Below are 23,550 nucleotides of genomic sequence, written 5' to 3' on the forward strand. Positions count from 1 at the left end.
GGAAGCCGTGGTTGTCGGCCGTTGGACCCTGTCCGGTCGATGTGTCCAGGCGGCCCAGGAGTGGGCCCACAGACCCTGGTCCTCAGGGGCGGCGGCCCGTCTCCACCGTTCGACGCCCCGGGCTCCGACCAGGCCGGACGCGCGGGCCAGCACCGGGCCGGTGACGACGACGCGGACCGTGGGCCACGGGCCGGCGCGGGAGATCGGGTGTCGCCGGCCACAACCGCACGCGGACGTCGTCCTTCCGCGCGACCGAACGGGCCTCAATCGATGACACTTGCGATGCCGTTCGCCCGCCCGACTGCCGGAGGTAGACCGTGAAGGACATCCTCGACGCCATCCTCGCCGAGGCGACCCCCGCCGAGACCCGGGAGAAGGAGTTCAGCGCGCTGCCCGTTCCCGGGTCATACCGGGGCATGGTCGTCCGCAAAGACGAGACGGGCATGTTCGAGGGCATAGCGTCCCGCGACAAGGACCCCCGCCGGTCGCTGCACCTCGACGAGGTGGCCACGCCCGAGCTCGGGCCGGGCGAGGCGCTGGTGGCGGTGATGGCATCGTCGATCAACTACAACACGGTGTGGACGTCGATCTTCGAGCCGGTGTCGACGTTCGGCTTCCTGGAGCGCTACGGCCGCACGTCGCCGCTGGCGAAGCGGCATGACCAGCCCTACCACGTGGTCGGCTCGGACCTGGCCGGCGTCATCCTGCGCACCGGCGCGGGCGTGCACGCCTGGAAGCCGGGCGACGAGGTCGTCGCGCACTGCCTGTCGGTCGAGCTGGAGCGGCCCGAGGGCCACGACGACACCATGCTCGACCCGGAACAGCGGATCTGGGGATTCGAGACGAACTTCGGCGGCCTCGCCGAGCTCGCGCTGGTGAAGGCCAACCAGCTGATGCCGAAGCCCGACCATCTGACCTGGGAGGAGGCGGCGAGCCCCGGCCTGGTGAACTCGACGGCCTACCGTCAGCTCGTGTCCCGCAACGGGGCGGCCATGAAGCAGGGCGACGTCGTTCTGATCTGGGGCGCCTCCGGCGGGCTGGGCTCGTATGCCACCCAGATGGCGTTGAATGGCGGCGCGATCCCGGTCTGCGTCGTGTCGTCGCCGGAGAAGGCCGACATCTGTCGCTCGCTTGGCGCGGAGCTGGTCATCGACCGTGCCGCCGAGGGTTACCGATTCTGGAGCGACGAGCAGACGCAGAACCCGAAGGAGTGGCAGCGCTTCGGTAAGCGGATCCGCGAGCTCACCGGCGGCGAGGATCCCGACATCGTGTTTGAGCACCCGGGCCGCGAGACGTTCGGCGCCTCCGTCTACGTAGCCCGGCGGGGTGGGCAGATCGTCACCTGTGCCTCGACCAGCGGCTTCATGCACAGCTATGACAACCGTTACCTGTGGATGAACCTCAAGCGCATAATCGGCTCCCACTTCGCGAACTACCGGGAGGCCTGGGAGGCGAACCGGCTGATCGCGCGCGGGCTGATCCACCCCACCCTGTCTCGGGTCTACCCGCTGGAGCAGACCGGCCAGGCGGCGTACGACGTGCACCGCAACGCCCACCAGGGCAARGTCGGCGTGCTCTGCCTGTCACCCCGCGAGGGGCTCGGCGTCCGGGACCAGGCCCTGCGCGACCGCCATCTGACCGCGATCAACCGCTTCCGCGACGTCTAGGGCGTCCGGGCGCTGGACGCGCCGTCCTGCCCGGGGTTCCTGCCGGATCGACGGAGCTTGCGGAGTCGATCCGGCAGGTCCGCGGACGCTGAGCGTCCTCCTGGCCTGGTGTCGGGCACAAGCGTATGGCCGTGGCTGGCGTGGCGCTGGGCCGAGGAGATGGCTGGGTTGGTGCTGCGCTGAAGGCGCCGTCACCGGTGGCACGGATGGATTGAACCGGTGGGCATATAGGTCTGAATAGCTCATAACTGGCATAACGGGTGCGGAGGATCAACTTGTTGGCGAGTTTAGGAAGCGTCCCTCGAGCCGGCGTCATCCGAACACGACGTGTAACAGGCAGGCATGTCGGTGGACGCACGGACCGGAGTCGAACCGGCGGGAGACCTGCCCGCCCCGTCACGACCAGCACCGAAACGCGTCATGACCGGCACCGAAAGTAGACGGCGGAAGATGCCGCCGGAGCGACCGAAAGGGCGCTTCCGGCGGGTCCCGGCGAAGGGGTAGGGGCCATGCACGCGGTGGAACCGGGGGCGGTAGGGTGGCGGCTGTGACTAGCCACGCCACCGTCTGGAATGCAGGTCTCGTATGACCGAGCACTCCGATCTCATCCCGATGGCCGGCGAGGGCGAGGGCTCCCCCGGCTTCGACCTGGTTCGCCGCGGCTACGACCCGCACCAGGTCAACTCCCACGTCGCCTGGTTGATGGAACAGCTTCGGGAGGCAGAGGCCCACCGGGCCGCCGCCGAGGCGGCCGCGTCCGAGGCCGCCGCCGAAGCCGCGCGCATCCGTGACGACCTGGCCTCGGGCCGGCCCGCCTGGGACGACTTCGGCGGCCGTATCACCCAGATCCTCATGCTCGCCGAGGAAGAGGCCGCCACCGTGCGGTCCGAGCGGACGAGGGACGCCGAGGCTCAGCTCGATGAGGCCCGGCGGATCGTCTCCGACGCCGAGCACACCCGGGACCGCACCCTGCGCGAGGCCGATGAGCAGGCCGCCGGGATTGTGTCGACCGCGCGCGGCGAGGCGGAGCACATCATCGAGACGTCGCGCAGCAAGGCGCACAAGCTCGAGGGTGAGTCGCAGCAGCGGCTGACCGAGCTGGAGCGTCAGCGCGACCAGGTCACCTCGCAGCTCGGCGCGCTGCGCGACCAGGTCACCTCGCAGCTGTCCGCGCTGCGCAACCAGCTGGCCGCCGCCACCGCCGCGATCGAGCTGCCCGGCGTGGACGAGGCCAAGGCCGTCGGCTCGACGTCCAAGGCCGGCTCCCGCATCTGACCGTCGGGACCTGACTGACCGTCGGGACCCAGCACGCCGGACCACGCACGCCGGGACCAGGCCTTCGGGCCCACCCGGCGCGCCGGGTCGGGCGGGCCATCCGCGGCAGGGGTACTGACCGACCCGCGTGGCACCGATCGGCGTGGCACCGGCCGGCTCGGCGCCGCTACCGGACGGCGCGGCCCGGGGGCCGTGGACAGGTCTCGGTCAGTACGGCTCTCGGTAGGGCCTGGCACCAGCGCGGCGCCGGTTCCAGCATGGCGTGTGCCAGTGACGACGGTGCTCCATCCGCCCGCTCGGCCAGGCCACCACGTGCGGGACGCCCGGTGCGATCTCATGGTCGCAGCCCGGGCACCGGTATGCCTTCGTGCTGGCCGCCCCGGTCACCGGGCGGGCCGCCCAGTCCTCGCCGTCCACCACCACGGCGTCGACCAGCCAGGCCGGCCGCCGCTCGTCGTCGCCGTCCGCGCCGCCGCCCATCCGCCCGGAACGCCGGGCACGGCGCTCGGGCCGCGCGCGTCGCGGGCTCACCGCCACCGCCTGCTCATCGGGCGCCTGGCCGACCTGCGCCCGCGCCTACTTGCGGAGACGATCGCCGGCGGCGCCCCTGCCCTGCGACGGGCCCCGCGGGGCGGCCTCGTCCACGCGGCCGATCACCTCACCGTCGACGACGCGGCCGGAACCGGCGCCGGACTTTCCCCAGCCGCCGACCCCGCCCACGCGCCCGAACGCGGCGGTGGCGATCGTGGTCGCGACCTTCGCCCTGCGCAGCACTCCGGCGGGGCTGGCGAGCGCGGACGACGCTCCGATGAGGGCGTGGAAGGCCCGGTCGCTTCCCCGCCAGTGCTCGCGCAGGATCGACTCGCCCGCCCCGACGACCAGCCGGCGGAACGCGAACGCGACCACCGCGACGTCGTCGAGCTGCCCGATGAGGGGAACCATGTTGGTGATCTTGTTTTTGGGTGACACGAGGTAGGCGAGCGCGGCCCCCGCCTCGAGCTTCGCCTGCTGCGGCACGCGCGGATCGGCCACCACTCCGCGAAGCATGAACACCAGGTCCGGCAGGAACGTCGCGACCTCTCGGCCGAAGGTGCGCAACCCGTCCTTGTCCATCGAGACCATCGGCCGACCTTCCTCCCCGTCCGGCTCGCCATGCCGTCGCACGCGAGCCCGGCCACCGTGACGCCGCGGCGAGAGCGAGCCACCGCACACGGCCGGGCCGGTACCGGCCCGGCGGCCACTGCCAACCCATCCTAGAACGGGCGTACGACGACACAGCGCTCCGACGAGCACCCGCTCCCGGCGGTGCGCCCGGCCGAGGGGCGCGCGGCGGCGGCGGCGCCCCGCTCGTCCAGGGCGCCTCCCCACCGATGGCCGGTTGGCGCGGGAGCCGGGCGCTCGGTTGGCGCGCGACCGGACTCCGTGGGGACACTCCGTCGACGGCGCGACCCCGACGACGAACGAGCCCGCGCGCAGAGGCACGGTCAGCGGCAGAAGGCCGTTCACGGAAGGCACTCTGCTTCGCGATCGCAAGCTTGTCCGTCATCAATCTGGGAGGATCCGGTCAGTGGCTTCCGGAACGACTGCCGCCGGGCGCGTGAAGAAGATCATTTTTACGCACCCTTTGGCGCTCTGACGGCGGACTCTTCTGGCGCGCGGGCCGGGGACGCGGGCACAACTCGACACAGGGGGCTGGCATGGGTCTCGATCTGACGACGGTGGCGGTCGTCGGCCTCGGCACGATGGGCGCCGGCATCGCCGAGGTGCTCGCCAGGGCCGGCATCGAGGTGATCGGCGTCGAGAAGGACGATGCCGGGCTCCAGCGCGGGCTCGGCCACCTGGCGCACTCGACCGACCGGGCGGTGCGCGACGGCAAGCTGACCGGGCAGGAGCGCGACGCGCTGCTCGGCCGGATCCGGACGGGTACCGACCTGAGCGCCGTCGCCCCGGCACGGCTGGTCATCGAGGCGATCGACGAGGACCTCGACGAGAAGAAGGCCCTGTTCGTGCGGCTGGACGAGCTCTGCTCCGCCGAGACCATCTTCGCCACCAACACCAGCTCGCTGTCAGTCACCGAACTCGCGGCCGCGACCGGCCGGCCGGGCCGGGTGGTGGGCACGCACTGGTTCAACCCCGCCCCGGTGATGGGCCTCGTCGAGATCATCAGCACGGTCGTCACCGACCCGACTGTGCTGACCGACGTCACCGGCCTCGTCGAGCGGGTCGGCAAGAGCGCGGTGACCGCCGGCGACCGGGCCGGGTTCATCGTCGACGCGCTGCTGTTCGGCTATCTCAACAACGCGGTGCGGATGCTGGAGGCCCGCTACGCCAGCCGCGAGGACGTCGACGCGGCGATGCGCTTCGGCTGCGGCCACCCGATGGGCCCGCTGGCCCTGCTCGACCTGATCGGCCTGGACACCGCCTACGCGATCCTCGACTCGATCTACCACACGTCACGCGACCACCTGCACGCGCCGGCGCCGCTGCTCAAGCAGCTGATCACGGCGGGGATGCTGGGCCGCAAGACCGGCCGCGGCTTCTACACCTACGCCGCGCCCGACTCGCCCGAGGTCGTCGACCCGGCGCCGCCCACCACCATCGCCGGCGCGGACGCCCGCGCGGTGCGCGCCGTCGGCGTCGTCGGCACCGGCACGATGGCGGCCGGGATCGTCGAGGTGCTCGCCAGGTCCGGCTACGACGTCATCGTCCGGGCCCGCGCCGAGGAGAAGGTGGCGGCCGTGCGCAAGCGGGTCGAGTCGTCGCTCGAGAAATCCGTCGCCAAGGGCCGGATGTCCTCGGACGACCGGGATGCCACGCTCTCCCGACTGCGGGGCACCACCGACCTCGCCGACCTCGCCGAGGCCGATCTGATCATCGAGGCGGTCGTCGAGGACCTCGACGTCAAACGGGAGCTGTTCACGCAGCTGGACAAGGTCGCGAAGCCGGGGGCGGTGCTCGCCACCACCACCTCGTCGCTGCCCGTCGTCGAGTGCGCGGCGGTGACCTCCCGGCCGGCCGACGTCATCGGCATGCACTGGTTCAACCCGGCGCCGGCGATGAAGCTGATCGAGGTGGTACCGACGGTGCTCACCGCGCCCGACGTCGTCGCGACCGTGCTCGCCGTCGCCAGGGCCGCGCGCAAGCACCCGGTGACCTGCGCCGACCGCGCCGGGTTCATCGTCAACGCGCTGCTGTTCCCCTACCTCAACGACGCGGTGCGGATGCTGGAGGCGCACTACGCGACGGTCGAGGACATCGACACGGCGATGAAGGTCGGCTGCGGGCATCCGATGGGCCCGTTCGAGCTGGCCGACGTCGTCGGGCTGGACGTGACGCTGGCGATCCAGCGCACCCTCTACCTGGAGTTCCGCGAGCCGGGCTACGCGCCGGCGCCACTGATCGAGCACCTCGTGCGGGCCGGCTACCTGGGCCGCAAGACCGCCCGAGGCTTCCACAACCACAGTGTTTAATGGTTCGCTCCGTGCGGGCACGGCGCTCCGGCAGCCCGCTCGCCTGGCGGCTCGCGGGCTACCTCCGCGCCGCGTCCTCCTCCGCTCACGGGCGCTGCGGCGACCTCGCTGCGGCCCGGCCACGTTCGCTTCGCTCCATGGCCGGGCCTCCGCGAGGCGCGCCTCCGCGCCCAGCACGGTCACCTTGCGCTGGAGCGTTCCGGAACCCGGCATGAGGCTGGTCCCGTAGGGCACTTCGCTGCGCTCGTGCAGAAGATCACGGCCGGCCGGCGGCCGGACCCGGACTGGTGACGTTGCAGCGGCACGCGACCGGGCTGGCCCGGAGGTGCACCTCGCGGAGGCCCGGCCCACGAGCGAAGCGAGGTGGGCCGGGCCGCAGCGAGGTCGCCGAAGGGCACGTGAGCGCAGGAGGACACGGCGCGGAGGTCCCTTGGGAGCGAAGCGAGTAAGGGGCCGTAGCGCCGTGCCCGCACGGAGCGAACCAGAGATACAGCGGCTCAGAAGAGGGTGGGGATGGAGGGTTCCAGGCCGCGTAGGGCGTCGTAGTTCACGGTGACGGTGGCGAGGCCGCGGTCGGTGGCCAGCAGGCGAGCCTGGGGCGTGATCGACTGGGCGACCAGGATGCCGTGGACCGGGTGCGGCAACCCCGGGTCCTCGACCATCCTGGCGACGTAGCGGGTCAGCTGCTCCACCCCGTCGATCTCGCCGCGGCGCTTGATCTCGACGGCCACGCTCGCGCCGTCGCCGGACCGGCAGAGCAGGTCGACCGGCCCGATCCCGGTCTCGTACTCGCGGCGCACAAGCGTCAGGTCCTCGCGGATCGCGTCCGGCCGGTCGGCCAGCAGCACCTGCAGGTGTGCCTCGACGCCGTCCTTGCGCAGGCCCGGGTCCACGCCGAGCTCGTGGGTGGAGTCGTGCATCACCTCTTCGATGGTGATCAGCAGCGACTCGTCAGCCTTGTTGGTGATGCGCCAGAGCCCCTCCCCCTCGGTGAGGACGCATGGCGGGCTCATCCAGTTGAGGGGCTTGTAGGCGCGGCCATCGGCGTGAATCGATACGGACCCATCGGCTTTGACCAGTAGCAGCCGCACCGCGCTGGGTAGGTGGGCGTTGAGCCGACCGACGTAGTCCACGCTGCACCGAGCGATCACGAGGCGCATTGGGCCACGTTATCGCGAAGTCCCCCGCCTGCCCGGCTTGGGTGATGGCAAGGCCACGTCGCCTGCCAGCGGACGTCCGTCGCTATTCGGCGGGCCGAGGCTCGCCCTCCGCGGAGGCAGAGCGCTCCGCGTCCGGGGAGGACGCCGCGGCGGTCGCGGCGGCCACCAGGTCGTCGAGCAGCGCCTTGCGCCCGGTGTAACGGATGGTGAGCCGGTCGGCCTGCTCTGCCGGCAGGCGGCCCAATCGGACCGGATCGCTATTGTCCGCCATGTCGGCACGCTTCACCACGACCGCGAGCGGGTTCGCCGCGACCCTGGTCAGATAGTTCTTGGTGGCCTCACCCGGACGCTTGGACAGGGCATCCACGGCGGCGACGACCCGCGGCGGATATCCGAGGCCCGCGAGCTCCTCGAGCGYCACAGGCGTGTCCTCGACGACGTCGTGCAGGAGCGCCGCGAGCTGTGCGTCTACCGGATCCACCCCGGCCGCCGGGGCACTGCGTTTCACCGTGGCCTGAACCCGCAGCGGATGGCCGATGTACTCCTCTCCGGCCTTGTCCAGCTGCCCGGCGTGCATCTCGGTCGCGAACGCGGCGGTCTCCTCGATCGTCGGCGCGGCGGCTGGATCCACGTCGGTGTCTCTCTGGCCGGTCAGGCGAGATCCGCCGCCCCGCCCGACGGCCTCGTCGCCATCAGGACGCCGGATGCTCTGCCCATCGGCCTTCGGAGGAGCAGCGCCGGATTCGGGACACTCCATGCGCACCATGTTCCCCAAGGTAGCCGCGGTAGGCGACCCGTCCGCCGGCCAGCCAGCCGCCGCCAGACCGCCGACGGATGGTCAGCCCGGGCTCATGGACCCTTATCCTGTGGCCCACAGGCACGCATGAGGGCCTCGCGGGCAGGGAAGGTGCGGGGAATGCCGGAGGCGACGGATGAACCCCTATCGGGTGATGAACAGCCGATGCTCTCCCGTAGGGCAGGTAGACCCTGCGCGCAGGCCCTAGCATCGCCTTCCGTGGAGCGCTTCGTCGTAACTGGTGGATCAAGGCTTACTGGCCAGGTCCTTGTTCCTGGGGCGAAGAACTCCGTCCTGAAGCTGATGGCCGCGAGCCTGCTCGCGCCGGGCACGACGACGCTGTCGGCGGTGCCGGACATCCTCGACGTCGGCGTCATGGCCGACGTGCTGACCGCGCTCGGGGCGACGGTCCGCCGGGACCTGGCCGCCGGGTCGATAGCCATCGACACCCCGGCGATGCCGGGAGCGGCGGCCGACCCGGCGCTGGTACGCCGGATCCGCGCCTCGGTCGCCATCCTCGGCCCGCTGGTCGGCCGACGCGGTGAGGCACGGGTGGCGCTGCCCGGTGGGGACGCGATCGGTTCCCGCGCGCTCGACATGCACGTCAACGGCCTGCGCCGCCTCGGCGCGGTGGTGGACATCGAGGACGGCGCCCTCGTCGCCCGCTCGTCCGGYCGGCTGCAGGGCGCGGCGATCTGGCTGGACTTCCCGAGCGTGGGCGCCACCGAGAACCTGCTGATGGCTGGGGCCGTCGCCAAGGGAACGACGGTCATCGACAACGCCGCCCGCGAGCCGGAGATCGCCGACCTGTGCGAGTTCCTCACCGAGATGGGCGCCGGTATCGAGGGAATCGGCGGGTCGACGCTGGTCATCGAAGGCGTGGACGAGCTGCGCCCGGTGACGCACGAGACCGTCCCGGATCGGATCGTCGCCGGAACCTATGCCATCGGCGCGGTCATGACCCGTGGGGACGTGATGATCCGCAACGGGCGCGCCGAGCACCTCGGGATCGTGCTGGAGAAGCTGACTGCCGCCGGGGCCAGCGTCGAGACCGGCGCCGACGGATTCCGGGTGAGCATCCAGGACCAGCCACGCTCGATCGACGTCGTCACCCTGCCCTACCCCGGCTTCCCGACGGACCTGCTTCCCCAGATCATCGCGCTCGAGGCGGTCAGCCAGGGCATCTCGCTGATCACCGAGAACGTCTTCGACAGCCGGTTCGTGTTCTGCCGGGAGCTGCTGCGCATGGGCGCCCAGCTACGCACCGACGGCCACCACGTCGTCGTCCGCCCGGCCTCCAGGCTGGTCGGCGCGTCCGTCGTCGCCTCCGACGTGCGGGCCGGGGCGGGCCTGGTGCTCGCCGGGCTGGTCGCCGAGGGCATGACCGAGGTGCATGAGGTCCACCACATCGACCGCGGCTACGCCGGCTTCGTCGAGAACATGCGCGCCCTCGGCGCGGACATCCGTCGCGACCAGGTCACCGCGGCGGCCTGAGGCGGGCGCCGGGTACGCTGCGGCTCCGCGGACGTCGACGACCGCCCAACGGGGCTCCACCGCGACACCGGGGTGTCACCCACCCCCGGGAGTTCGGGCGGGCTCCGACCTGTGCGATCCTGCCTTTGATTGCACAGGCCTGAGGCCTACGTCCCCGGGGCACCACGGGGGAAGGTATGTGGAGGCCGAACGGAGGCACGTGCAGGAGATGGACGTACCGATGCCGGCGGGCCCGGGTGAGCAGACCCGCGTAGCAGGGACGCCCTTGGCGGCCTGGGTCGAGCAACGACGCCCGTTCGTGATCGCTGGCGCCTTCGTCCTGGCGGTCGTGCTCGGCATCGTCATCGGCCTGGCCACCGCGTCCTCCCCCGCCTCGGACGACGCGGGCGGCGGCGTTGACGTCGCGGCGCCGGCGCGCAAGCCACCGCTGCCAGCGCTGCCCTGGGAGGGCAGCCGCTCCCCGGGAACCGCCGTCAACATGACCGTTGGCGATGACCTACGCCCAGCGCTGACCTGGGCCACCGCGGACGCCGCACTCGCCAAGGCCGGCAAAACGACCCTGTCCGCGGCGTGGGAGGCAGCGCAGACGTCCGATTCCAGCGACGCGCAGTCCAACACGGGCGCAGCCGCGTTGACCGCCGACGCGATCACGATCCCGCCCCAGAAGCTGTTCTATGGCGCCGTCCAGGGCGCTTCCGCGGCCGAGGACGTGTTCTGGGCCGCCGGCCTCACCAGCACGTCGAGCACCGCCATCCCGGTCGCCCAGCTGCACGTCTGGAAGCGGGCCAGCACCGGGCCGTGGACCGAGGTCGCCAGCGGGGCCGGCGCCTGCGACAAGATGGTGCCCAAGCCGCTGCTCACCGTCTGGGGTCCCAACAAGGTGTGCTCCACCCAGGGCTGAGCCCCGAGCATCTCCTTGCTACGCGCGGTTCCCGCCAGCACGACGGTCCCGCCAGCACGGCCGCGAGCCAGCACAGCTGCTCCGGGAGCTTCGCGGGCACCTCGCAACCCGCCGTTCACCACCTCGGTGGGTCCGCCGCTGAGGCGTGAGTCTCGCCACGATTGTGGATCGTCCTGCTCAGGCGTGATTGGTGACAGTTCACTTGGCGGGCGCGGGACAGGGTGGCGCCGGTACGCTTTCGCCGTTGGCCACGATCTGGGAGGTGGCGCTTCGCCGCGGCGCGGCCTCCCCAACGGTGAGGGGATGGCTGGCGATGGTTGACCAAGCCGGTCAGGGCAGGGACAGCGCGGGCATCCGCCCGCAGCGGGATCGGCCGTGGATCGTCCGGACATACGCGGGTCACTCTAGCCCGGCGGAAAGCAACGCGCTCTACCGGCGCAACCTCGCCAAGGGCCAGACAGGGCTGTCGGTCGCCTTTGACCTGCCGACGCAGACCGGCTACGACCCGGACCATCCGCTCGCACGCGGCGAGGTCGGCAAGGTCGGCGTCCCGGTCGCGCACGTGGGTGACATGCGGGCGCTGTTCGAGGGCATCCCGCTCGACCGGATGAACACCTCGATGACGATCAACGCCACCGCGATGTGGCTGCTGGCGCTCTACCAGGTCGTCGCCGAGGAGCAGGGCGTCGCCCCGGCCGCGCTCAACGGGACCACCCAGAACGACATCATCAAGGAGTACCTGTCCCGCGGGACCTACGTCTTCCCGCCCGGGCCGTCACTTCGGCTGATCACCGACCTCATCGCCTACACGGTGACCGAGATCCCGAAGTGGAACCCGATCAACGTCTGCAGCTACCACCTGCAGGAGGCTGGCGCCACGCCGGTGCAGGAGCTGGCCTACTCGATCTGCACGGTGATCGCGGTGCTGGACGCCGTCGTCGCCTCGGGCCAGGTGCCGCGGGAGCGGATGGGCGACGTCTGCGCCCGGATCTCCTTCTTCGTCAACGCCGGGGTGCGTTTCGTCGAGGAGATGTGCAAGATGCGCGCCTTCGGGGCGCTCTGGGATGACCTGCTGCGTACTCGGTACGGCGTCGAGAACCCCAAGCACCGCCGGTTCCGTTACGGCGTGCAGGTCAACTCGCTCGGCCTGACCGAGGCGCAGCCGGAGAACAACGTCATCCGGATCGTTCTCGAGGCGCTCGGCGTCACCCTGTCGAAGGACGCGCGCTGCCGGGCCTTGCAGTTGCCGGCCTGGAACGAGGCGCTCGGCCTGCCGCGGCCGTGGGACCAGCAGTGGTCGCTGCGCATCCAGCAGATCCTGGCCTACGAGACGGACCTGCTGGAGTACGAGGACATCTTCGAGGGCTCGGTCGTCATCGAGAAGCGCGTCGCCGAGCTGGTCGAGGCGGCACAGGCCGAGATCGACCGCGTGCAGGCGATGGGCGGCGCGGTCGCCGCCGTCGAGTCCGGCTACATGAAGTCCCAGCTCGTCTCGTCGCAGGCGGCCCGACGCGGCCGGATCGAGAGCGGCGAGGACGTCGTCGTCGGCGTCAACCGGTTCACCGAGACCGAGCCGAACCCGCTGCTCGCCGACCTGGACGCCGCCATCCAGACCGTCGACCCGGCGGTCGAGGCGGCGGCGAAGGAGGCGCTGGCTTCCTGGCGGTCGAAGCGCGACCCGGCCGCCGTCGACGAGGCACTGCTGACGCTGCGCGAGGCGGCCAAGTCCGACGCCAATCTGGTCCCGGCGACGCTCGCCTGCGCCCGCGCCGGCGTCACCACCGGCGAGTGGTCCGAGGTGCTGCGCGAGATCTTCGGCGAGTACCGGGCGCCCACCGGCGTGTCCGGGGCGACCGTCGGCGCGTCGGCCGGCACGGCCGCCGGCGACGAGCTCGCCGCCGTCCGGGAACGGGTCGCCGAGACCGGTCGCGAGCTGGGCCGACGGGTGAAGGTCCTCATCGGCAAGCCCGGCCTGGACGGGCACTCCAACGGCGCCGAGCAGATAGCGGTGCGTGCCCGCGACGCCGGCTTCGAGGTCGTCTACCAGGGCATCCGCCTCACGCCCGAGCAGATCGTCGCCGCCGCCGTCCAGGAGGACGTCCACCTCGTCGGCCTGTCGATCCTGTCCGGCTCCCATCTGGAGCTGGTTCCCCAGGTGCTCGACGGCCTGCGCGCCGCCGGGCTCGGCGACCTGCCGGTCGTCGTCGGCGGCATCATCCCCGACCGCGACGCCGAGACCCTCCGCTCGGCCGGCGTCGCCGCGGTCTACACCCCCAAGGACTACGGCATGACCGCGATCATGTCCGGCTTCGTCGACATCATCCGCGAGGCGGGCGGCCTCACCTGAGCCTCCTCGCCGCCCCACTCACCAGGCCTCCCCGCCAACCAGACGGCAGAGTTCTATATCGCCCTGTCTTGACAGGGTGATATAGAACTAGCTCATGGCAGCCAGCCGACAGCGCCTCAGTCGCGAGGTCGACCGAGCGCTCCAGGAGGTACTCGGCGGGCGCAGGGCGTCCGAGCTTGAGTCGCTGACCTTGGACTTCAAGGAGATCAAGCGCCCCGCCCCCAATGACCGCGACCCACTCAAAGCCGCGGCCCTCGACCTGGCCGAAGCCGTCGCCTGCCTGTCGAACAGCCGCGGTGGCACCGTCGTGGTCGGCGTCTCGGACGGCGGCACCGGACCGGCCGGCATCGTGGGTGTGCCGGACGAGCTCGATACCGACGAGCTGCGTCGACGCATCTGGCAGCTGACGTCACCGCCGCTCGTCGTGGACCTCGAAGACCGGCAGGTCAACGGCCGCCGGGTCCTGCTGATCACCGTCGAGCCTGGGTTCGACCTTGTCCGCGTAGGCGGCAAGCTGCGGGAGCGGATCGGTACCTCCTGCGAGCCGCTGACCGCCGAGCGAGAGGCCACCGTCCGGGATGACCGGCGCGGGTATGACTGGTCCGCCGAGCGCACCCACCTGCGCGCGGATGACGTCTCCGCCCGCGCCGTGGAGGAGGCGCGCCGCCTGCTCATCGAGGCGGGAGACGCGCAAAGTCGGCGACGGGCCGAGCTGAGTACGGCGGACCTGCTGCGTGAGTGCGGGGTCCTGCTCGACGACGGAGACCTGACGCGAGCCGGCGCGCTGCTGTTCTGCGCGACGACGGGGCTGTCTGTGGAACCATCCCTGCACTACCTACGCCGGCGCACGCCAGCGGGCTCTCTCGCACGCCCGCCGTCTGTCCATGACACGCCTTTGACCGTCGCGGTGGTCGATGTACTGCGTGGCATCGACGCGATCAACGAGACGGTCTCCGTGACGCTCCCGACCGGTGTTCAGCAACAGCTGGAGACAATCCCTGGTCCGGCCGTTCGGGAGGCGGTCGTGAACGCGGTCGCGCACCRCGACTACCGCCACTCAGAACCTATCGTGATCGAACACAGCCCGAGCCGGCTCGTCGTCACCTCGCCGGGCGACCTCGTCTTTGGGGTGACCGAGGAGAACATCCTCACGCACGTATCCAAGCCCAGGAACCGATGTCTGATAGACGCGCTACGTGTCCTTCGCCTCGCGGAGCGTGCCGGTACTGGAGTCGACGTGATGGTCCGCGCGATGGTGCGCGCTGGTCACACGCCTCCGGTGTTTCACAGCGGCGGAGGCAGCGTCCGGGTGGTCCTCGACGGCGGTCCGCCGGCCGCCCGCCTCTCCATCATGATCGCCAGCTTGCCGTCGGAGATCCAGGATGACACCGACGCCATCCTGGTCATCCACTACCTGCGCTCCCATCCAACCGTCGATGCTCCGACGATCGCCCCGGTCCTGCAGAAGAGCGTCGAGGAGGCCGCCGAGGCGCTCCGGCGGCTGTCCGACGACGCCCACGACCTCCTCGAGCCGGCACGTGAGACCCGTCGTTACCGGCTGCCGACCTACCGGTTCAGGGAACGGGTCCGCGCGGAACTTGGCACCCTGCTCCCGTATCACCGGAGCTCTTCAGACGAATCCGAACGGCGAATAGTCGCCCACTTGCGTGAGTATGGGACCGTCTCCAACCAGACCGTCCAGAACCTCCTGCTCGTCGGCAGCCAACGGGCCAGCGTGCTCCTGCGCTCCCTCGCGGAGCGCGGCGTCATCGAACGAACCGCCGACTCACCGACCCGCGGCCCCAGCGTCCGCTACCAGCCCGGCCCGGCCTTCCCCACCAGAAAGCGCTGACCTGGCTGGATTACCTCCGCCGGTGTCCAGCAGCGATCGAATAGCCTCATCCGGTCGACGCGGTGGGCCAGCCGCCGGCTAACGCGGGACCGGCCAGCCAAAGCCGGTGTCGATCAGGTCGACGCCATCATGGCTGCGAACCGCCGGTTCGACCGCGCCCGAGCAGGCRTCGAGCACCCGGACCGCGAAGGCGGGAACGCTGCGCTCCCGTATCTCAGCCAAGGTCAGCCAGCTGACCTCTGCTGATTCCTCGGTCTGCGCGCTGGCCTCGCCCGCCTGGGAGCCGACCCGACACAGGAACACCAGTGCGACGACGTCACGCGCGACGTTCAGGTAGACCCCGGTCAACCTGATCGGCTCCACGGAGAGCCCGGTCTCCTCCGCAACCTCCCTGCGCAGCCCGTCCGGAATGTGCTCGCCGTTCTCCAGTACCCCGCCGGGTATCTGCCAACTGCCGTCGTCTCGTCGCCGGATGCAGAGCACCCGGCCGTCCTCCCGCCGGACCACTCCCGCGACGCTGACCGAATGCATGAGCGGAACGTACCAATTTCGTTACGCTCGCCGGGTGGAACACGGGCCACTCGGCGTGGCGCTGGCCGCCCTGCCCGCCGAGGCGCATCCCGACTTCGGCGGCCAGGCCCGTCGACTGCTGCGCGACCTCAACCCCACAGACGAACAGCTGACCACTCTGCTGAATGACATTGCTACGCCCGAGCAGATCAGGTTCAACGCCTTCTACTGCCTACAGGCCCGCGCATGACGCCGAAAGGACTACAGCAGGCACCGAGCCAACACCGACCGGTACCAGGCTGAGTTCGGTCAGCATGCCATGTTCTTCTTCATGCAGGCCGAGTACTACGCCTCGCTGAACGACGACCTGGTCAATCGCGACGCGGCAATGCGATTCGCGGACCAGGCCGTCGAGCGCCTACCCGGCGTTCCAGGCGTACTGCATCTCGCCGCGGAGATCATTGCGGACTACTCGGATCGGCAACCCAGCCCGGACCGCGACCTGCTGCTCACGGCCGACCGGCGGGTGCGGCAGGCCATAGCGATCAGCTCGGACGGCTATGCCCGCTACCACGCCACGCTGGCGCGCCTCTGCACGCTCCGCGGCGACTTCGCCGGCGCGTGGGCCAGTATCGCTCGCGCCGTCGACGGCGAGGACAGTTCGGATCCGGAATACGCGCTGCGCATCGGCAGCTACCAGCTGATCAGGTCGCGCATCCAGTACGTCCAGGAGACAGAGCAACTGCGGAGCCGACAGGAGGAGGCCAGCGGCGAGCTGCGCCGTATCCGCGGCCAGATCCTCGAAATCATGGACCTGCTGGCGGCCGTCATCGCGCTCATCACCACGGCGGCGAACATTGCCTCCGGTCAGTCGGCGCGCGCGGCCGGCGGCCTGATGACCCTGACTGGAGGCGTCATCCTCCTGGTCTTCTGGGCGTTTCATTTGTTGATCGTCGACACACCGGGCACGCGGCAGCGACTGGTGGTTCTCGCCCTGGGCGTCATGCTCGTCCTGGGCGGGTGGGCGCGGATGGGATGAGGGACGTCGGATGCGGGTGCGCGAAGCGATCAGCCGGTCGTCGAAGGTGTCCAACGAGGACGCCTACGGCTATCGGGAGGACGGCGTCTGGGTCATCGACGGCGCCAGCTCGTTCGACGACGGGCCGCTGGTAGCCGGCCTCAGTCCGCCCGCCTGGCTGAGCCACGCCGCTAGCCAGCTTCTCCACGACGTCCCGTGGTCTGGACGGGGTCTGGCGGACGTGCTCGCGGCGGTGATCGAACAGCTCGCCGATCTGGGCGCCGCGCATGGCCTGGCCGGCAGCGAGTTCCCCACCGCGGCCATCACGCTGGTCCGTCAGGCGGGCGACCAGGTGGAGGTCGCCTCTCTCGGCGACTGCTCGGTCCTGGTGGGTGTCAGCGGTGGTAAGCCGGTCGAGGTGACCGACCCCCAGTTCGACGGGGCGGAGGAGGCAGTGCTCGCCCGCGTACGCGACCGGATGTCACGCGGGACGCCCGCCGAAGAGGCCTATCGCGAAATCCGGACGGAACTGCGGCAGCGGCGCCGTGAACGCAACTCGCCCGCGGGGCTGTGGGTGCTGGGGCCGGATCCCGAAGCGGCTCGGCACGCGGCCATGCGGGTCGTCCCGGCGCCGCCGGGCACGGACGTCGTCCTGATGTCGGACGGCTTCACTCGTGTCCTGTGGCCCTTCGGACTGGTTGGTGACGCCGCCGAGTTGATGGAACGGGTCATCTCAGACGGCGCCGCCCGACTGCTCGACGAGCTGCGGGACGCCGAGGGCAGGGATCCGGACTGTGCGCGAGTGCCGAGGTTCGGCACGCACGATGACGCGACGGTGGTCTGGGCTCAGCTGTGATCTCGGCGGTGTGATCTCGGCGGGTCGGGCTGGGCCTCCCACGGCGCGGTGGCCCTAGGGTGAACGCATGGCTGTCCATCTGACCCGCATTTACACCCGGACCGGGGACGACGGGACCACGGCGCTGGGAGACATGTCGCGGACCGTGAAGACGGACCCCCGGCTGGGCGCCTACGCGGACACGGACGAGGCGAACGCGGCGATCGGCGTGGCGTTGGCGATCGGCGGCCTGGCGGACGACGTGCGCGAGGTGCTGCGGCAGATCCAGAACGATCTGTTCGACGTAGGCGCGGACCTGTCGACGCCGGTGGTGCCCGACCCCAAGTACCCACCGCTACGGGTCACTCAGGCCTATGTGGACCGGCTGGAAGCRGCCTGCGACCGGTTCAACGAGGACCTGCCGAAGCTCGACTCGTTCATCCTGCCGGGTGRCACGGCAGGGGCGGCGCTGCTGCACGTGGCCCGGACGGTCTCGCGGCGGGCGGAGCGCAGCGTCTGGKCGCTGCTGGCGGTCGACGAGGAGCGGACGAACCCGTTGACGGCCCGCTACCTCAACCGTCTCTCGGACCTGCTCTTCATCCTCAGCCGCGTCGCCAACCCCGGCGGCGACATCAAGTGGCGCCCCGGCGGCAACGCCTGACCGGACCAGCCAGCGGATGCTAGGTGCGGTAGGCGTCTCGTCGGTGGCGGATGGATTGGATCTCTACTAGGCGCTTGGCTTCGTCGATCCGGTAGATGACCCGGTAGGTGCCGCGACGGGCCGAGTACAGGCCATCGAACGGTTCGTTGAATGGCTTGCCGACTCGATGCGGATTTACGGCGATCGAGCCCTTGATCGTCTCCATGGCCGCGACAGCTACCTCGACCGGCAGGTCCTCATGAAGATTTCGGCGCGCCTGCCGCGTCAACGCGATCGCGTAGGGCGACGCCGTCGCCATCAGGCCGCACCGCTACGCCGTCGCTCCAGTTCCGCCATGACCTCGTCGAACGCGAACGTGTCCCCGGCCGCGCTGTCCTCCCGAGACTGGCGCAGGTCCGCCAGGGTCTCGGGGTCGGAGAGGATGTCGAGGGTCTCCTGCATCGACTCGTACTCGGCCACGGAGATCAGCATCACGTCGGCGCGGCCRTTGCGCGTGATGGTGAAGTGGTCGTGTTCCCGAGCTACTCGATCCGCCAGCTCGGCGATCCGAGCCTTCGCTTCCGTGATCGGGATGGTMTCCATGTCGACCATTTTAACGACCGGTTTGAATTCTGACCATTCACGCTTCGATGCCCAGGGAGTGGGCACCTCGCGGTCCGCGGCGCCGAAGACCGGCCGTCGCGACCCCTGAGCCCGGACACGACGACGGCGGGGCGCGCTCCCCATGGAACGCACCCCGCCGTCGTGTTCAGCGTGGGACCCCGTCCGCCGTCAGGACTTCAGGGCCGCCGTCTCGGCGAGGATGCTGACGCCGTCCTTGGTCACGGAGATGAAGCCGCCACCGACGGTGTAGAGGAAGTCGCCGCCGTCGGTCTCGACCTTGATGTCGCCGCCGTCCTTCAGCACGCCCAACAGCGGGACGTGCCGCGGCCAGACGCCGAGGTCGCCGTCGGTGGTCGTGGCGAGGACGAAGTTCGCCTCGCCGGACCAGACCTCCGCCTCCGGGGAGACGATCGCGACCCGCATCGTCGCCACTACAGGTTCTCCGCGTTCTTCTGCGCGTCCTCGATCCCGCCGCACATGAAGAAGGCCTGCTCCGGCAGGTGGTCGAACTCGCCCTGGGTCATCCGCTTGAACGAGTCGATCGTCTCGGCGACCGGGACGAACTTGCCCGGAATGCCGGTGAACTGCTCGGCGACGAAGAACGGCTGCGACAGGAACCGCTGGATGCGCCGGGCCCGCCGGACGAGGACCTTGTCCTCCTCGGAGAGCTCGTCGATGCCGAGGATGGCGATGATGTCCTGCAGGTCCTTGTAGCGCTGCAGGATCCGCTGCACCTCACGAGCGGTGTCGTAGTGCTCCTGGCCGAGGTACCGGGCGTCCAGGATGCGCGACGTCGACTCCAGCGGGCTCACCGCCGGGTAGATGCCGAGGTCCGAGATCGACCGGTCGAGGACCGTGGTGGCGTCCAGGTGGGTGAACGTCGTGGCCGGCGCCGGGTCGGTCAGGTCGTCGGCGGGCACGTAGATGGCCTGCAGCGAGGTGATGGAGTGGCCTCGGGTCGAGGTGATCCGCTCCTGCAGCACGCCCATCTCGTCGGCCAGCGTCGGCTGGTAACCCACGGCGGACGGCATGCGGCCGAGCAGCGTGGACACCTCGGAGCCGGCCTGGGTGAACCGGAAGATGTTGTCGATGAACAGCAGCACGTCCTGCTTCTGGACATCGCGGAAGTACTCGGCCATGGTCAGGGCGGCCAGCGCGACCCGCAGACGGGTGCCCGGCGGCTCGTCCATCTGGCCGAAGACCAGCGCGGTGTCGTCGATGACGCCGGCTTCGGTCATCTCCAGGAACAGGTCGTTGCCCTCGCGGGTGCGCTCGCCGACGCCCGCGAACACCGAGACGCCACCGAACTCCTTGGCGACCCGGCGGATCATCTCCTGGATGACGACGGTCTTGCCGACGCCGGCACCGCCGAACAGGCCGATCTTGCCACCGCGCACGTACGGCGCGAGCAGGTCGATGACCTTGATGCCGGTCTCGAACATCTCGGTCTTCGACTCGAGCTGGTCGAACGCCGGCGCGGTGGCGTGGATCGGCCGATACGCCTCGGCGTCGACGGACGCGACGTCGAGCGGCTGGCCGAGCACGTTGAACACGTGCCCCTTGGTCGCGTTGCCGACCGGGACCGAGATCGGCGCGCCGGTGCTCTTGACCGGGGCACCGCGGACGAGGCCGTCGGTCTGCTGCATGGAGATCGCCCGGACCGTGTTGTCACCGATGTGCTGGGCGACCTCAAGAGTCAGGGTGGCGGTCTCGTCGCCGAGCGTCCGCTCGACCTGCAGCGCGTGGTAGATCTCCGGGAGCTCCCCCGGAGCGAACTCGACGTCAACAACCGGGCCGATGACTCGGGCGACCCGGCCGATCCCCGTCGTGCTGGTGGTGACGGTCATGGCGTCCTCGATCTTCACTAGAGCGCCGAAGGGGGCGCGTATTGCGACTTCTCCGCGCCCCCGGAGGCCCACATGCTGCCGATGGGATCTCTAAGGGGCTGGCTTGGCACCTTCGGCCACCCACGGCGTCAGGCAGTCTCTTCTGTTGAGCGGTGCTGCGGTGTCGCGTCGGTGAGCGGTGCTGCGGTGTCACTGCTGGGTGATACTTGGTCTTTCAGGTGGTACCACGTCTTTCAGGCCACCTCAGCGGCGTCCGACGGGCCGAGTTCCGGGGCCTCCGTCGGCGCGTCGTCGCGGGTCCGACCGGACCGGCCGCCGGACTGGCCGACCGGCGGTCCGATCACGAACCTTTGACCACGCTGTGGTAGTTGTCCCCACCTACCATGCCTTACGAATTCGATCCCGGCACCCAACCCGCCATCGGGCAGGTGCCCACTACTACCCGCGCCGTTCGCTACCCGGCGTCCGCCAGCGCGTTCGCGCCGCCGACGATCTCCGAGATCTCCTGGGTGATCGCTTCCTGGCGGGCCCGGTTGGCCAGCCGGGTGTAGGTGCGGATGAGCTCCTCGGCGTTGTCCGTCGCCGACTTCATCGCCCGCTGCCGGGAGGCCGACTCGGAGGCGGCCGCCTCCAGCAGGGCGACGTAGAGACGGCTCTCGACGTAGCGGGGCAGCAGCGCGTCGAGCACCCCCTCCGCCGACGGCTCGAACTCGTACACCGGCAGCGCGCCGCCCGCCGGCGCCTCGGTCGTCTCCTCCAGCACCATCGGCAGCAGCCGGTGCGCCTCCGGCGTCTGCGTCATCGCGCTGACGTACTCGGTGTAGACGATGTGGATCTCGCCCACGCCGCCGTCGGCCTCGTCGAGGGTGAACGCCGCGAGCAGCTCGTCCGCGATCGCCTTCGCGTCCGCGTAGGTGGGCTGCTCGGTGAACCCGGTGAACTCGCTCGCGAGCTCCCGGCCGCGGAACCGGTAGTACGTGACGGCCTTGCGGCCGACCGCGTACAGAGCCACGGACTTGCCCTCGTCGGCGAGCAGCTCCATGAGCTCGCCCGCCTGGCGCAGCGCGTTGGCGCTGTAGCCGCCGGCGAGGCCGCGGTCGGAGGTGACGACCACGACCGCGGCCCGGGTGACCCCGGACCGTTCGGTCGTCAGCGGGTGGTTGATGGTCGACTGCGACGCCACCGCACTGATCACCCGGGTGATCTCGGCCGCGTACGGCCGGGACGCCGCGACCCGCGCGCGGGCCTTGGCGATCCGGGACGCCGCGATGAGCTCCATCGCCCGGGTGATCTTCTTCGTCGACTGGACCGTCCGGACACGTCGCCGGTACTCACGAAGCTGGCCTGCCACGTGATCAGACCTTCTCGACCGGCTTCGGGCGGTGCACCCGGATCGCTTCCTGCTCGATCTCTTCCGGCTCCAGCGCGTCGGGAGCGGCCTCGTTGACCAGCGGCTGGCCCGAGGAAAGGGTGAACTGCGACTTGAACTCGCCGATCGCCTTCTCCAGGTCCGCGATGGTCGAGTCATCGAGCTTGCCGGTCGCCCYGATGACGTCGTAGATGCCGGAGTACGACCGGCTGATGAAGTCGAGGAACTCGGCCTCGAACCGGCGGATCTCCCCGACCGGGATCTCGTCGAGCTTGCCGGTGGTGCCGGCCCAGATCGACACGACCTGCCGGTCGACCGCGAACGGCTGGTTCTGTGGCTGCTTGAGCAGCTCGACAAGCCGCGACCCGCGGGCGAGCTGGTCACGCGAGGCCTTGTCCAGGTCCGAGCCGAACGACGCGAACGACTCCAGCTCGCGGTACTGGGCGAGGTCGAGGCGCAGGCGGCCGGCGACGGACTTCATCGCCTTGACCTGTGCCGAGCCGCCGACGCGGGACACCGAGGTGCCGACGTTGATGGCCGGCCGCACGCCCTGGTTGAACAGGTCCGACTCCAGGAAGATCTGGCCGTCGGTGATGGAGATGACGTTCGTCGGGATGTACGCCGAGATGTCGTTGCCCTTGGTCTCGATGATCGGCAGGCCGGTCATCGAGCCGCCACCCAGCTCGTCGGACAGCTTGGCGCAGCGCTCGAGCAGCCGGGAGTGCAGGTAGAAGACGTCGCCCGGGTAGGCCTCGCGGCCCGGCGGGCGGCGCAGCAGCAGCGAGATCGCGCGGTACGCCTCGGCCTGCTTCGACAGGTCGTCGAAAACGATCAGTGCGTGCTGGCCGTTGTACATCCAGTGCTGGCCGATGGCCGAGCCGGTGTACGGGGCGATGTACTTGAAGCCGGCCGGCTCGTCCGCGGGGGCCGCGACGATCGTGGTGTACGCCAGCGCGCCGGCCTCGTCCAGCGTGTTGACGACCTCACGAATGGTCGACTTCTTCTGGCCGATGGCGACGTAGACGCACTTGACCTGCTTCTTCGGGTCGCCGCTCTCCCAGTTCGCGCGCTGGTTGATGATCGCGTCGATGGCGACGGTGGTCTTGCCCGTCTGCCGGTCACCGATGATCAGCTGCCGCTGGCCACGGCCGATGGCGGTCATCGCGTCGATGGCCTTGATGCCGGTCTGCAGTGGCTCCTTGACCGGCTGGCGCTGCACGACGGTGGGCGCCTGCAGCTCGAGGGCGCGCTCGCCGTCGGTGTCGATCGGCCCGAGGCCGTCGATCGGCCSGCCCAGCGGGTCCACGACCCGGCCGAGGAACCCGTCGCCCACCGGGGCCGCCAGGATGCGCCCGGTCCGGCGCACCTCCGAGCCCTCCTCGATGTGCGAGCCCTCACCGAGGATGACGCAGCCGATCTCGCCGACCTCGAGGTTGAGGGCGAGGCCGAGCACGCCGCCGGAGAACTCCAGCAGCTCGTTGGTCATGGTGTGCGGGAGGCCCTCGACCCGGGCGATCCCGTCACCGGTGAGGATGACGCGGCCGACCTCCTCCCGGTCGGCGGAGGTGGCCTGGAACGATTCGACATAGTCCCGGAGGGCGTCGCGAATCTCCTCCGGCCGGATGGTCAGCTCAGTCATCGCTTCGGTCCTTCATTGCGGGCAGGAGAATCGGCTGCCCAGCATGGGTATGTCCGGCCTTTGTCGGGACCGGAACGATCAGTTCGGAGCAGGCGAGGGACGCGGG

22 protein-coding genes are annotated in these 23,550 nt (G+C 70.3%); 11 read left to right on the plus strand and 11 right to left on the minus strand.

What is annotated here, in order from left to right:
• The first annotated feature begins 317 nt into the window (after nt 1-317).
• Both ccrA and BL253_RS20400 read left to right on the plus strand, forming a co-directional pair.
• Complete coding sequence (ccrA, locus tag BL253_RS20395) at nt 318-1,667, plus strand: crotonyl-CoA carboxylase/reductase (protein WP_076818729.1); 1,350 nt, start codon at nt 318-320, stop codon at nt 1,665-1,667.
• Between the two features lie 585 nt (nt 1,668-2,252).
• Nucleotides 2,253-2,942, plus strand: coding sequence for a sugar-binding protein (locus BL253_RS20400; protein WP_076818730.1), 690 nt, complete (start codon nt 2,253-2,255; stop codon nt 2,940-2,942).
• A 207-nt stretch (nt 2,943-3,149) separates the two neighbouring features.
• Here BL253_RS20400 and BL253_RS20405 read toward each other — a convergent pair whose 3' ends face one another.
• Both BL253_RS20405 and BL253_RS20410 read right to left on the minus strand, forming a co-directional pair.
• Nucleotides 3,150-3,473: a hypothetical protein gene (locus tag BL253_RS20405; RefSeq protein ID WP_076818778.1), complete on the minus strand. Its 324-nt coding sequence runs from the start codon at nt 3,471-3,473 to the stop codon at nt 3,150-3,152.
• 45 nt (nt 3,474-3,518) lie between these two features.
• Nucleotides 3,519-4,064 (minus strand): YkvA family protein, encoded by a 546-nt coding sequence (locus tag BL253_RS20410; protein WP_076818731.1) that lies wholly within the window; start codon nt 4,062-4,064, stop codon nt 3,519-3,521.
• A gap of 575 nt (nt 4,065-4,639) precedes the next feature.
• Here BL253_RS20410 and BL253_RS20415 point away from each other — a divergent pair.
• A complete protein-coding gene (locus BL253_RS20415; RefSeq protein ID WP_076818732.1) occupies nt 4,640-6,412 on the plus strand; it encodes a 3-hydroxyacyl-CoA dehydrogenase family protein in 1,773 nt (590 codons plus the stop codon).
• A 497-nt stretch (nt 6,413-6,909) separates the two neighbouring features.
• Here BL253_RS20415 and nucS read toward each other — a convergent pair whose 3' ends face one another.
• Both nucS and BL253_RS20425 read right to left on the minus strand, forming a co-directional pair.
• Entirely contained in the window at nt 6,910-7,572 is a 663-nt protein-coding gene (gene nucS, locus BL253_RS20420) for an endonuclease NucS (RefSeq protein WP_076818733.1), read from the minus strand.
• Between the two features lie 82 nt (nt 7,573-7,654).
• Complete coding sequence (locus BL253_RS20425) at nt 7,655-8,203, minus strand: HD domain-containing protein (protein WP_420801697.1); 549 nt, start codon at nt 8,201-8,203, stop codon at nt 7,655-7,657.
• 384 nt (nt 8,204-8,587) lie between these two features.
• On the opposite strand from BL253_RS20425, the gene murA reads away from it, so the two are divergent.
• The 4 genes from murA to BL253_RS20445 all read left to right on the plus strand — a co-directional run bounded on the left by murA (nt 8,588) and on the right by BL253_RS20445 (nt 14,962).
• Complete coding sequence (murA, locus tag BL253_RS20430; RefSeq protein WP_076818734.1) at nt 8,588-9,862, plus strand: UDP-N-acetylglucosamine 1-carboxyvinyltransferase; 1,275 nt, start codon at nt 8,588-8,590, stop codon at nt 9,860-9,862.
• Nucleotides 9,863-10,061: 199 nt separating this feature from the next.
• Entirely contained in the window at nt 10,062-10,763 is a 702-nt protein-coding gene (locus BL253_RS20435; RefSeq protein ID WP_076818735.1) for a hypothetical protein, read from the plus strand.
• Nucleotides 10,764-11,076: 313 nt separating this feature from the next.
• Nucleotides 11,077-13,110, plus strand: coding sequence for a protein meaA (locus tag BL253_RS20440; protein ID WP_076818736.1), 2,034 nt, complete (start codon nt 11,077-11,079; stop codon nt 13,108-13,110).
• Nucleotides 13,111-13,204: 94 nt separating this feature from the next.
• Nucleotides 13,205-14,962 (plus strand): ATP-binding protein, encoded by a 1,758-nt coding sequence (locus BL253_RS20445; protein ID WP_076818737.1) that lies wholly within the window; start codon nt 13,205-13,207, stop codon nt 14,960-14,962.
• 78 nt (nt 14,963-15,040) lie between these two features.
• Here the strand turns inward: BL253_RS20445 and BL253_RS20450 are convergent, their stop codons facing one another.
• Entirely contained in the window at nt 15,041-15,493 is a 453-nt protein-coding gene (locus tag BL253_RS20450) for an NUDIX hydrolase (protein WP_076818738.1), read from the minus strand.
• Nucleotides 15,494-15,527: 34 nt separating this feature from the next.
• Between BL253_RS20450 and BL253_RS43885 the strand changes: the two genes are divergently transcribed.
• From BL253_RS43885 to BL253_RS20465, 4 genes are all read left to right on the plus strand, one after another.
• Nucleotides 15,528-15,722 (plus strand): hypothetical protein, encoded by a 195-nt coding sequence (locus BL253_RS43885; RefSeq protein ID WP_241834966.1) that lies wholly within the window; start codon nt 15,528-15,530, stop codon nt 15,720-15,722.
• A gap of 69 nt (nt 15,723-15,791) precedes the next feature.
• Nucleotides 15,792-16,511, plus strand: a complete 720-nt coding sequence (locus tag BL253_RS20455) for a hypothetical protein (RefSeq protein ID WP_241834967.1) — start codon at nt 15,792-15,794, stop codon at nt 16,509-16,511.
• 10 nt (nt 16,512-16,521) lie between these two features.
• Nucleotides 16,522-17,346 carry a protein phosphatase 2C domain-containing protein gene (locus BL253_RS20460; RefSeq protein WP_076818739.1) on the plus strand — a complete coding sequence of 275 codons (825 nt, stop codon included), beginning with the start codon at nt 16,522-16,524 and terminating at the stop codon, nt 17,344-17,346.
• Nucleotides 17,347-17,413: 67 nt separating this feature from the next.
• Complete coding sequence (locus BL253_RS20465) at nt 17,414-17,986, plus strand: cob(I)yrinic acid a,c-diamide adenosyltransferase (protein ID WP_076818740.1); 573 nt, start codon at nt 17,414-17,416, stop codon at nt 17,984-17,986.
• A gap of 19 nt (nt 17,987-18,005) precedes the next feature.
• On the opposite strand, the gene BL253_RS20470 is transcribed toward BL253_RS20465, so the two are convergent.
• From BL253_RS20470 to atpA, 6 genes are all read right to left on the minus strand, one after another.
• On the minus strand, nt 18,006-18,284 hold the full coding sequence (locus BL253_RS20470) for a type II toxin-antitoxin system RelE family toxin (RefSeq protein WP_076818741.1): 279 nt from the start codon (nt 18,282-18,284) through the stop codon (nt 18,006-18,008).
• Entirely contained in the window at nt 18,284-18,577 is a 294-nt protein-coding gene (locus BL253_RS20475) for a type II toxin-antitoxin system Phd/YefM family antitoxin (protein ID WP_198946332.1), read from the minus strand. Before BL253_RS20475 ends, BL253_RS20470 begins: the two co-directional genes overlap by 1 nt.
• A gap of 180 nt (nt 18,578-18,757) precedes the next feature.
• Entirely contained in the window at nt 18,758-19,012 is a 255-nt protein-coding gene (locus BL253_RS20480) for a F0F1 ATP synthase subunit epsilon (protein WP_076818781.1), read from the minus strand.
• An 8-nt stretch (nt 19,013-19,020) separates the two neighbouring features.
• Nucleotides 19,021-20,436 carry a F0F1 ATP synthase subunit beta gene (gene atpD / locus BL253_RS20485; protein ID WP_076818782.1) on the minus strand — a complete coding sequence of 472 codons (1,416 nt, stop codon included), beginning with the start codon at nt 20,434-20,436 and terminating at the stop codon, nt 19,021-19,023.
• 454 nt (nt 20,437-20,890) lie between these two features.
• Nucleotides 20,891-21,787: a F0F1 ATP synthase subunit gamma gene (locus tag BL253_RS20490; protein WP_076818742.1), complete on the minus strand. Its 897-nt coding sequence runs from the start codon at nt 21,785-21,787 to the stop codon at nt 20,891-20,893.
• Nucleotides 21,788-21,791: 4 nt separating this feature from the next.
• Nucleotides 21,792-23,444, minus strand: coding sequence for a F0F1 ATP synthase subunit alpha (gene atpA / locus BL253_RS20495; RefSeq protein WP_076818743.1), 1,653 nt, complete (start codon nt 23,442-23,444; stop codon nt 21,792-21,794).
• Nucleotides 23,445-23,550: the final 106 nt, after the last annotated feature.

This window comes from Pseudofrankia asymbiotica (assembly GCF_001983105.1).
GTDB classification, from domain to species: domain Bacteria; phylum Actinomycetota; class Actinomycetes; order Frankiales; family Frankiaceae; genus Pseudofrankia; species Pseudofrankia asymbiotica.

Bases quoted from the DNA above. Each gene is read 5' to 3' on its own strand.
- BL253_RS20460 (WP_076818739.1), top strand. From the start codon at position 16,522: ATGCGGGTGCGCGAAGCGATCAGCCGGTCGTCGAAGGTGTCCAACGAG.
- nucS (WP_076818733.1), bottom strand. From the start codon at position 7,572: ATGCGCCTCGTGATCGCTCGGTGCAGCGTGGACTACGTCGGTCGGCTC.
- BL253_RS20440 (WP_076818736.1), top strand. From the start codon at position 11,077: ATGGTTGACCAAGCCGGTCAGGGCAGGGACAGCGCGGGCATCCGCCCG.
- BL253_RS20415 (WP_076818732.1), top strand. From the start codon at position 4,640: ATGGGTCTCGATCTGACGACGGTGGCGGTCGTCGGCCTCGGCACGATG.
- BL253_RS20400 (WP_076818730.1), top strand. From the start codon at position 2,253: ATGACCGAGCACTCCGATCTCATCCCGATGGCCGGCGAGGGCGAGGGC.
- BL253_RS20470 (WP_076818741.1), bottom strand. From the start codon at position 18,284: ATGGCGACGGCGTCGCCCTACGCGATCGCGTTGACGCGGCAGGCGCGC.
- BL253_RS20480 (WP_076818781.1), bottom strand. From the start codon at position 19,012: ATGCGGGTCGCGATCGTCTCCCCGGAGGCGGAGGTCTGGTCCGGCGAG.
- atpD (WP_076818782.1), bottom strand. From the start codon at position 20,436: ATGACCGTCACCACCAGCACGACGGGGATCGGCCGGGTCGCCCGAGTC.
- BL253_RS20455 (WP_241834967.1), top strand. From the start codon at position 15,792: ATGTTCTTCTTCATGCAGGCCGAGTACTACGCCTCGCTGAACGACGAC.
- BL253_RS20410 (WP_076818731.1), bottom strand. From the start codon at position 4,064: ATGGTCTCGATGGACAAGGACGGGTTGCGCACCTTCGGCCGAGAGGTC.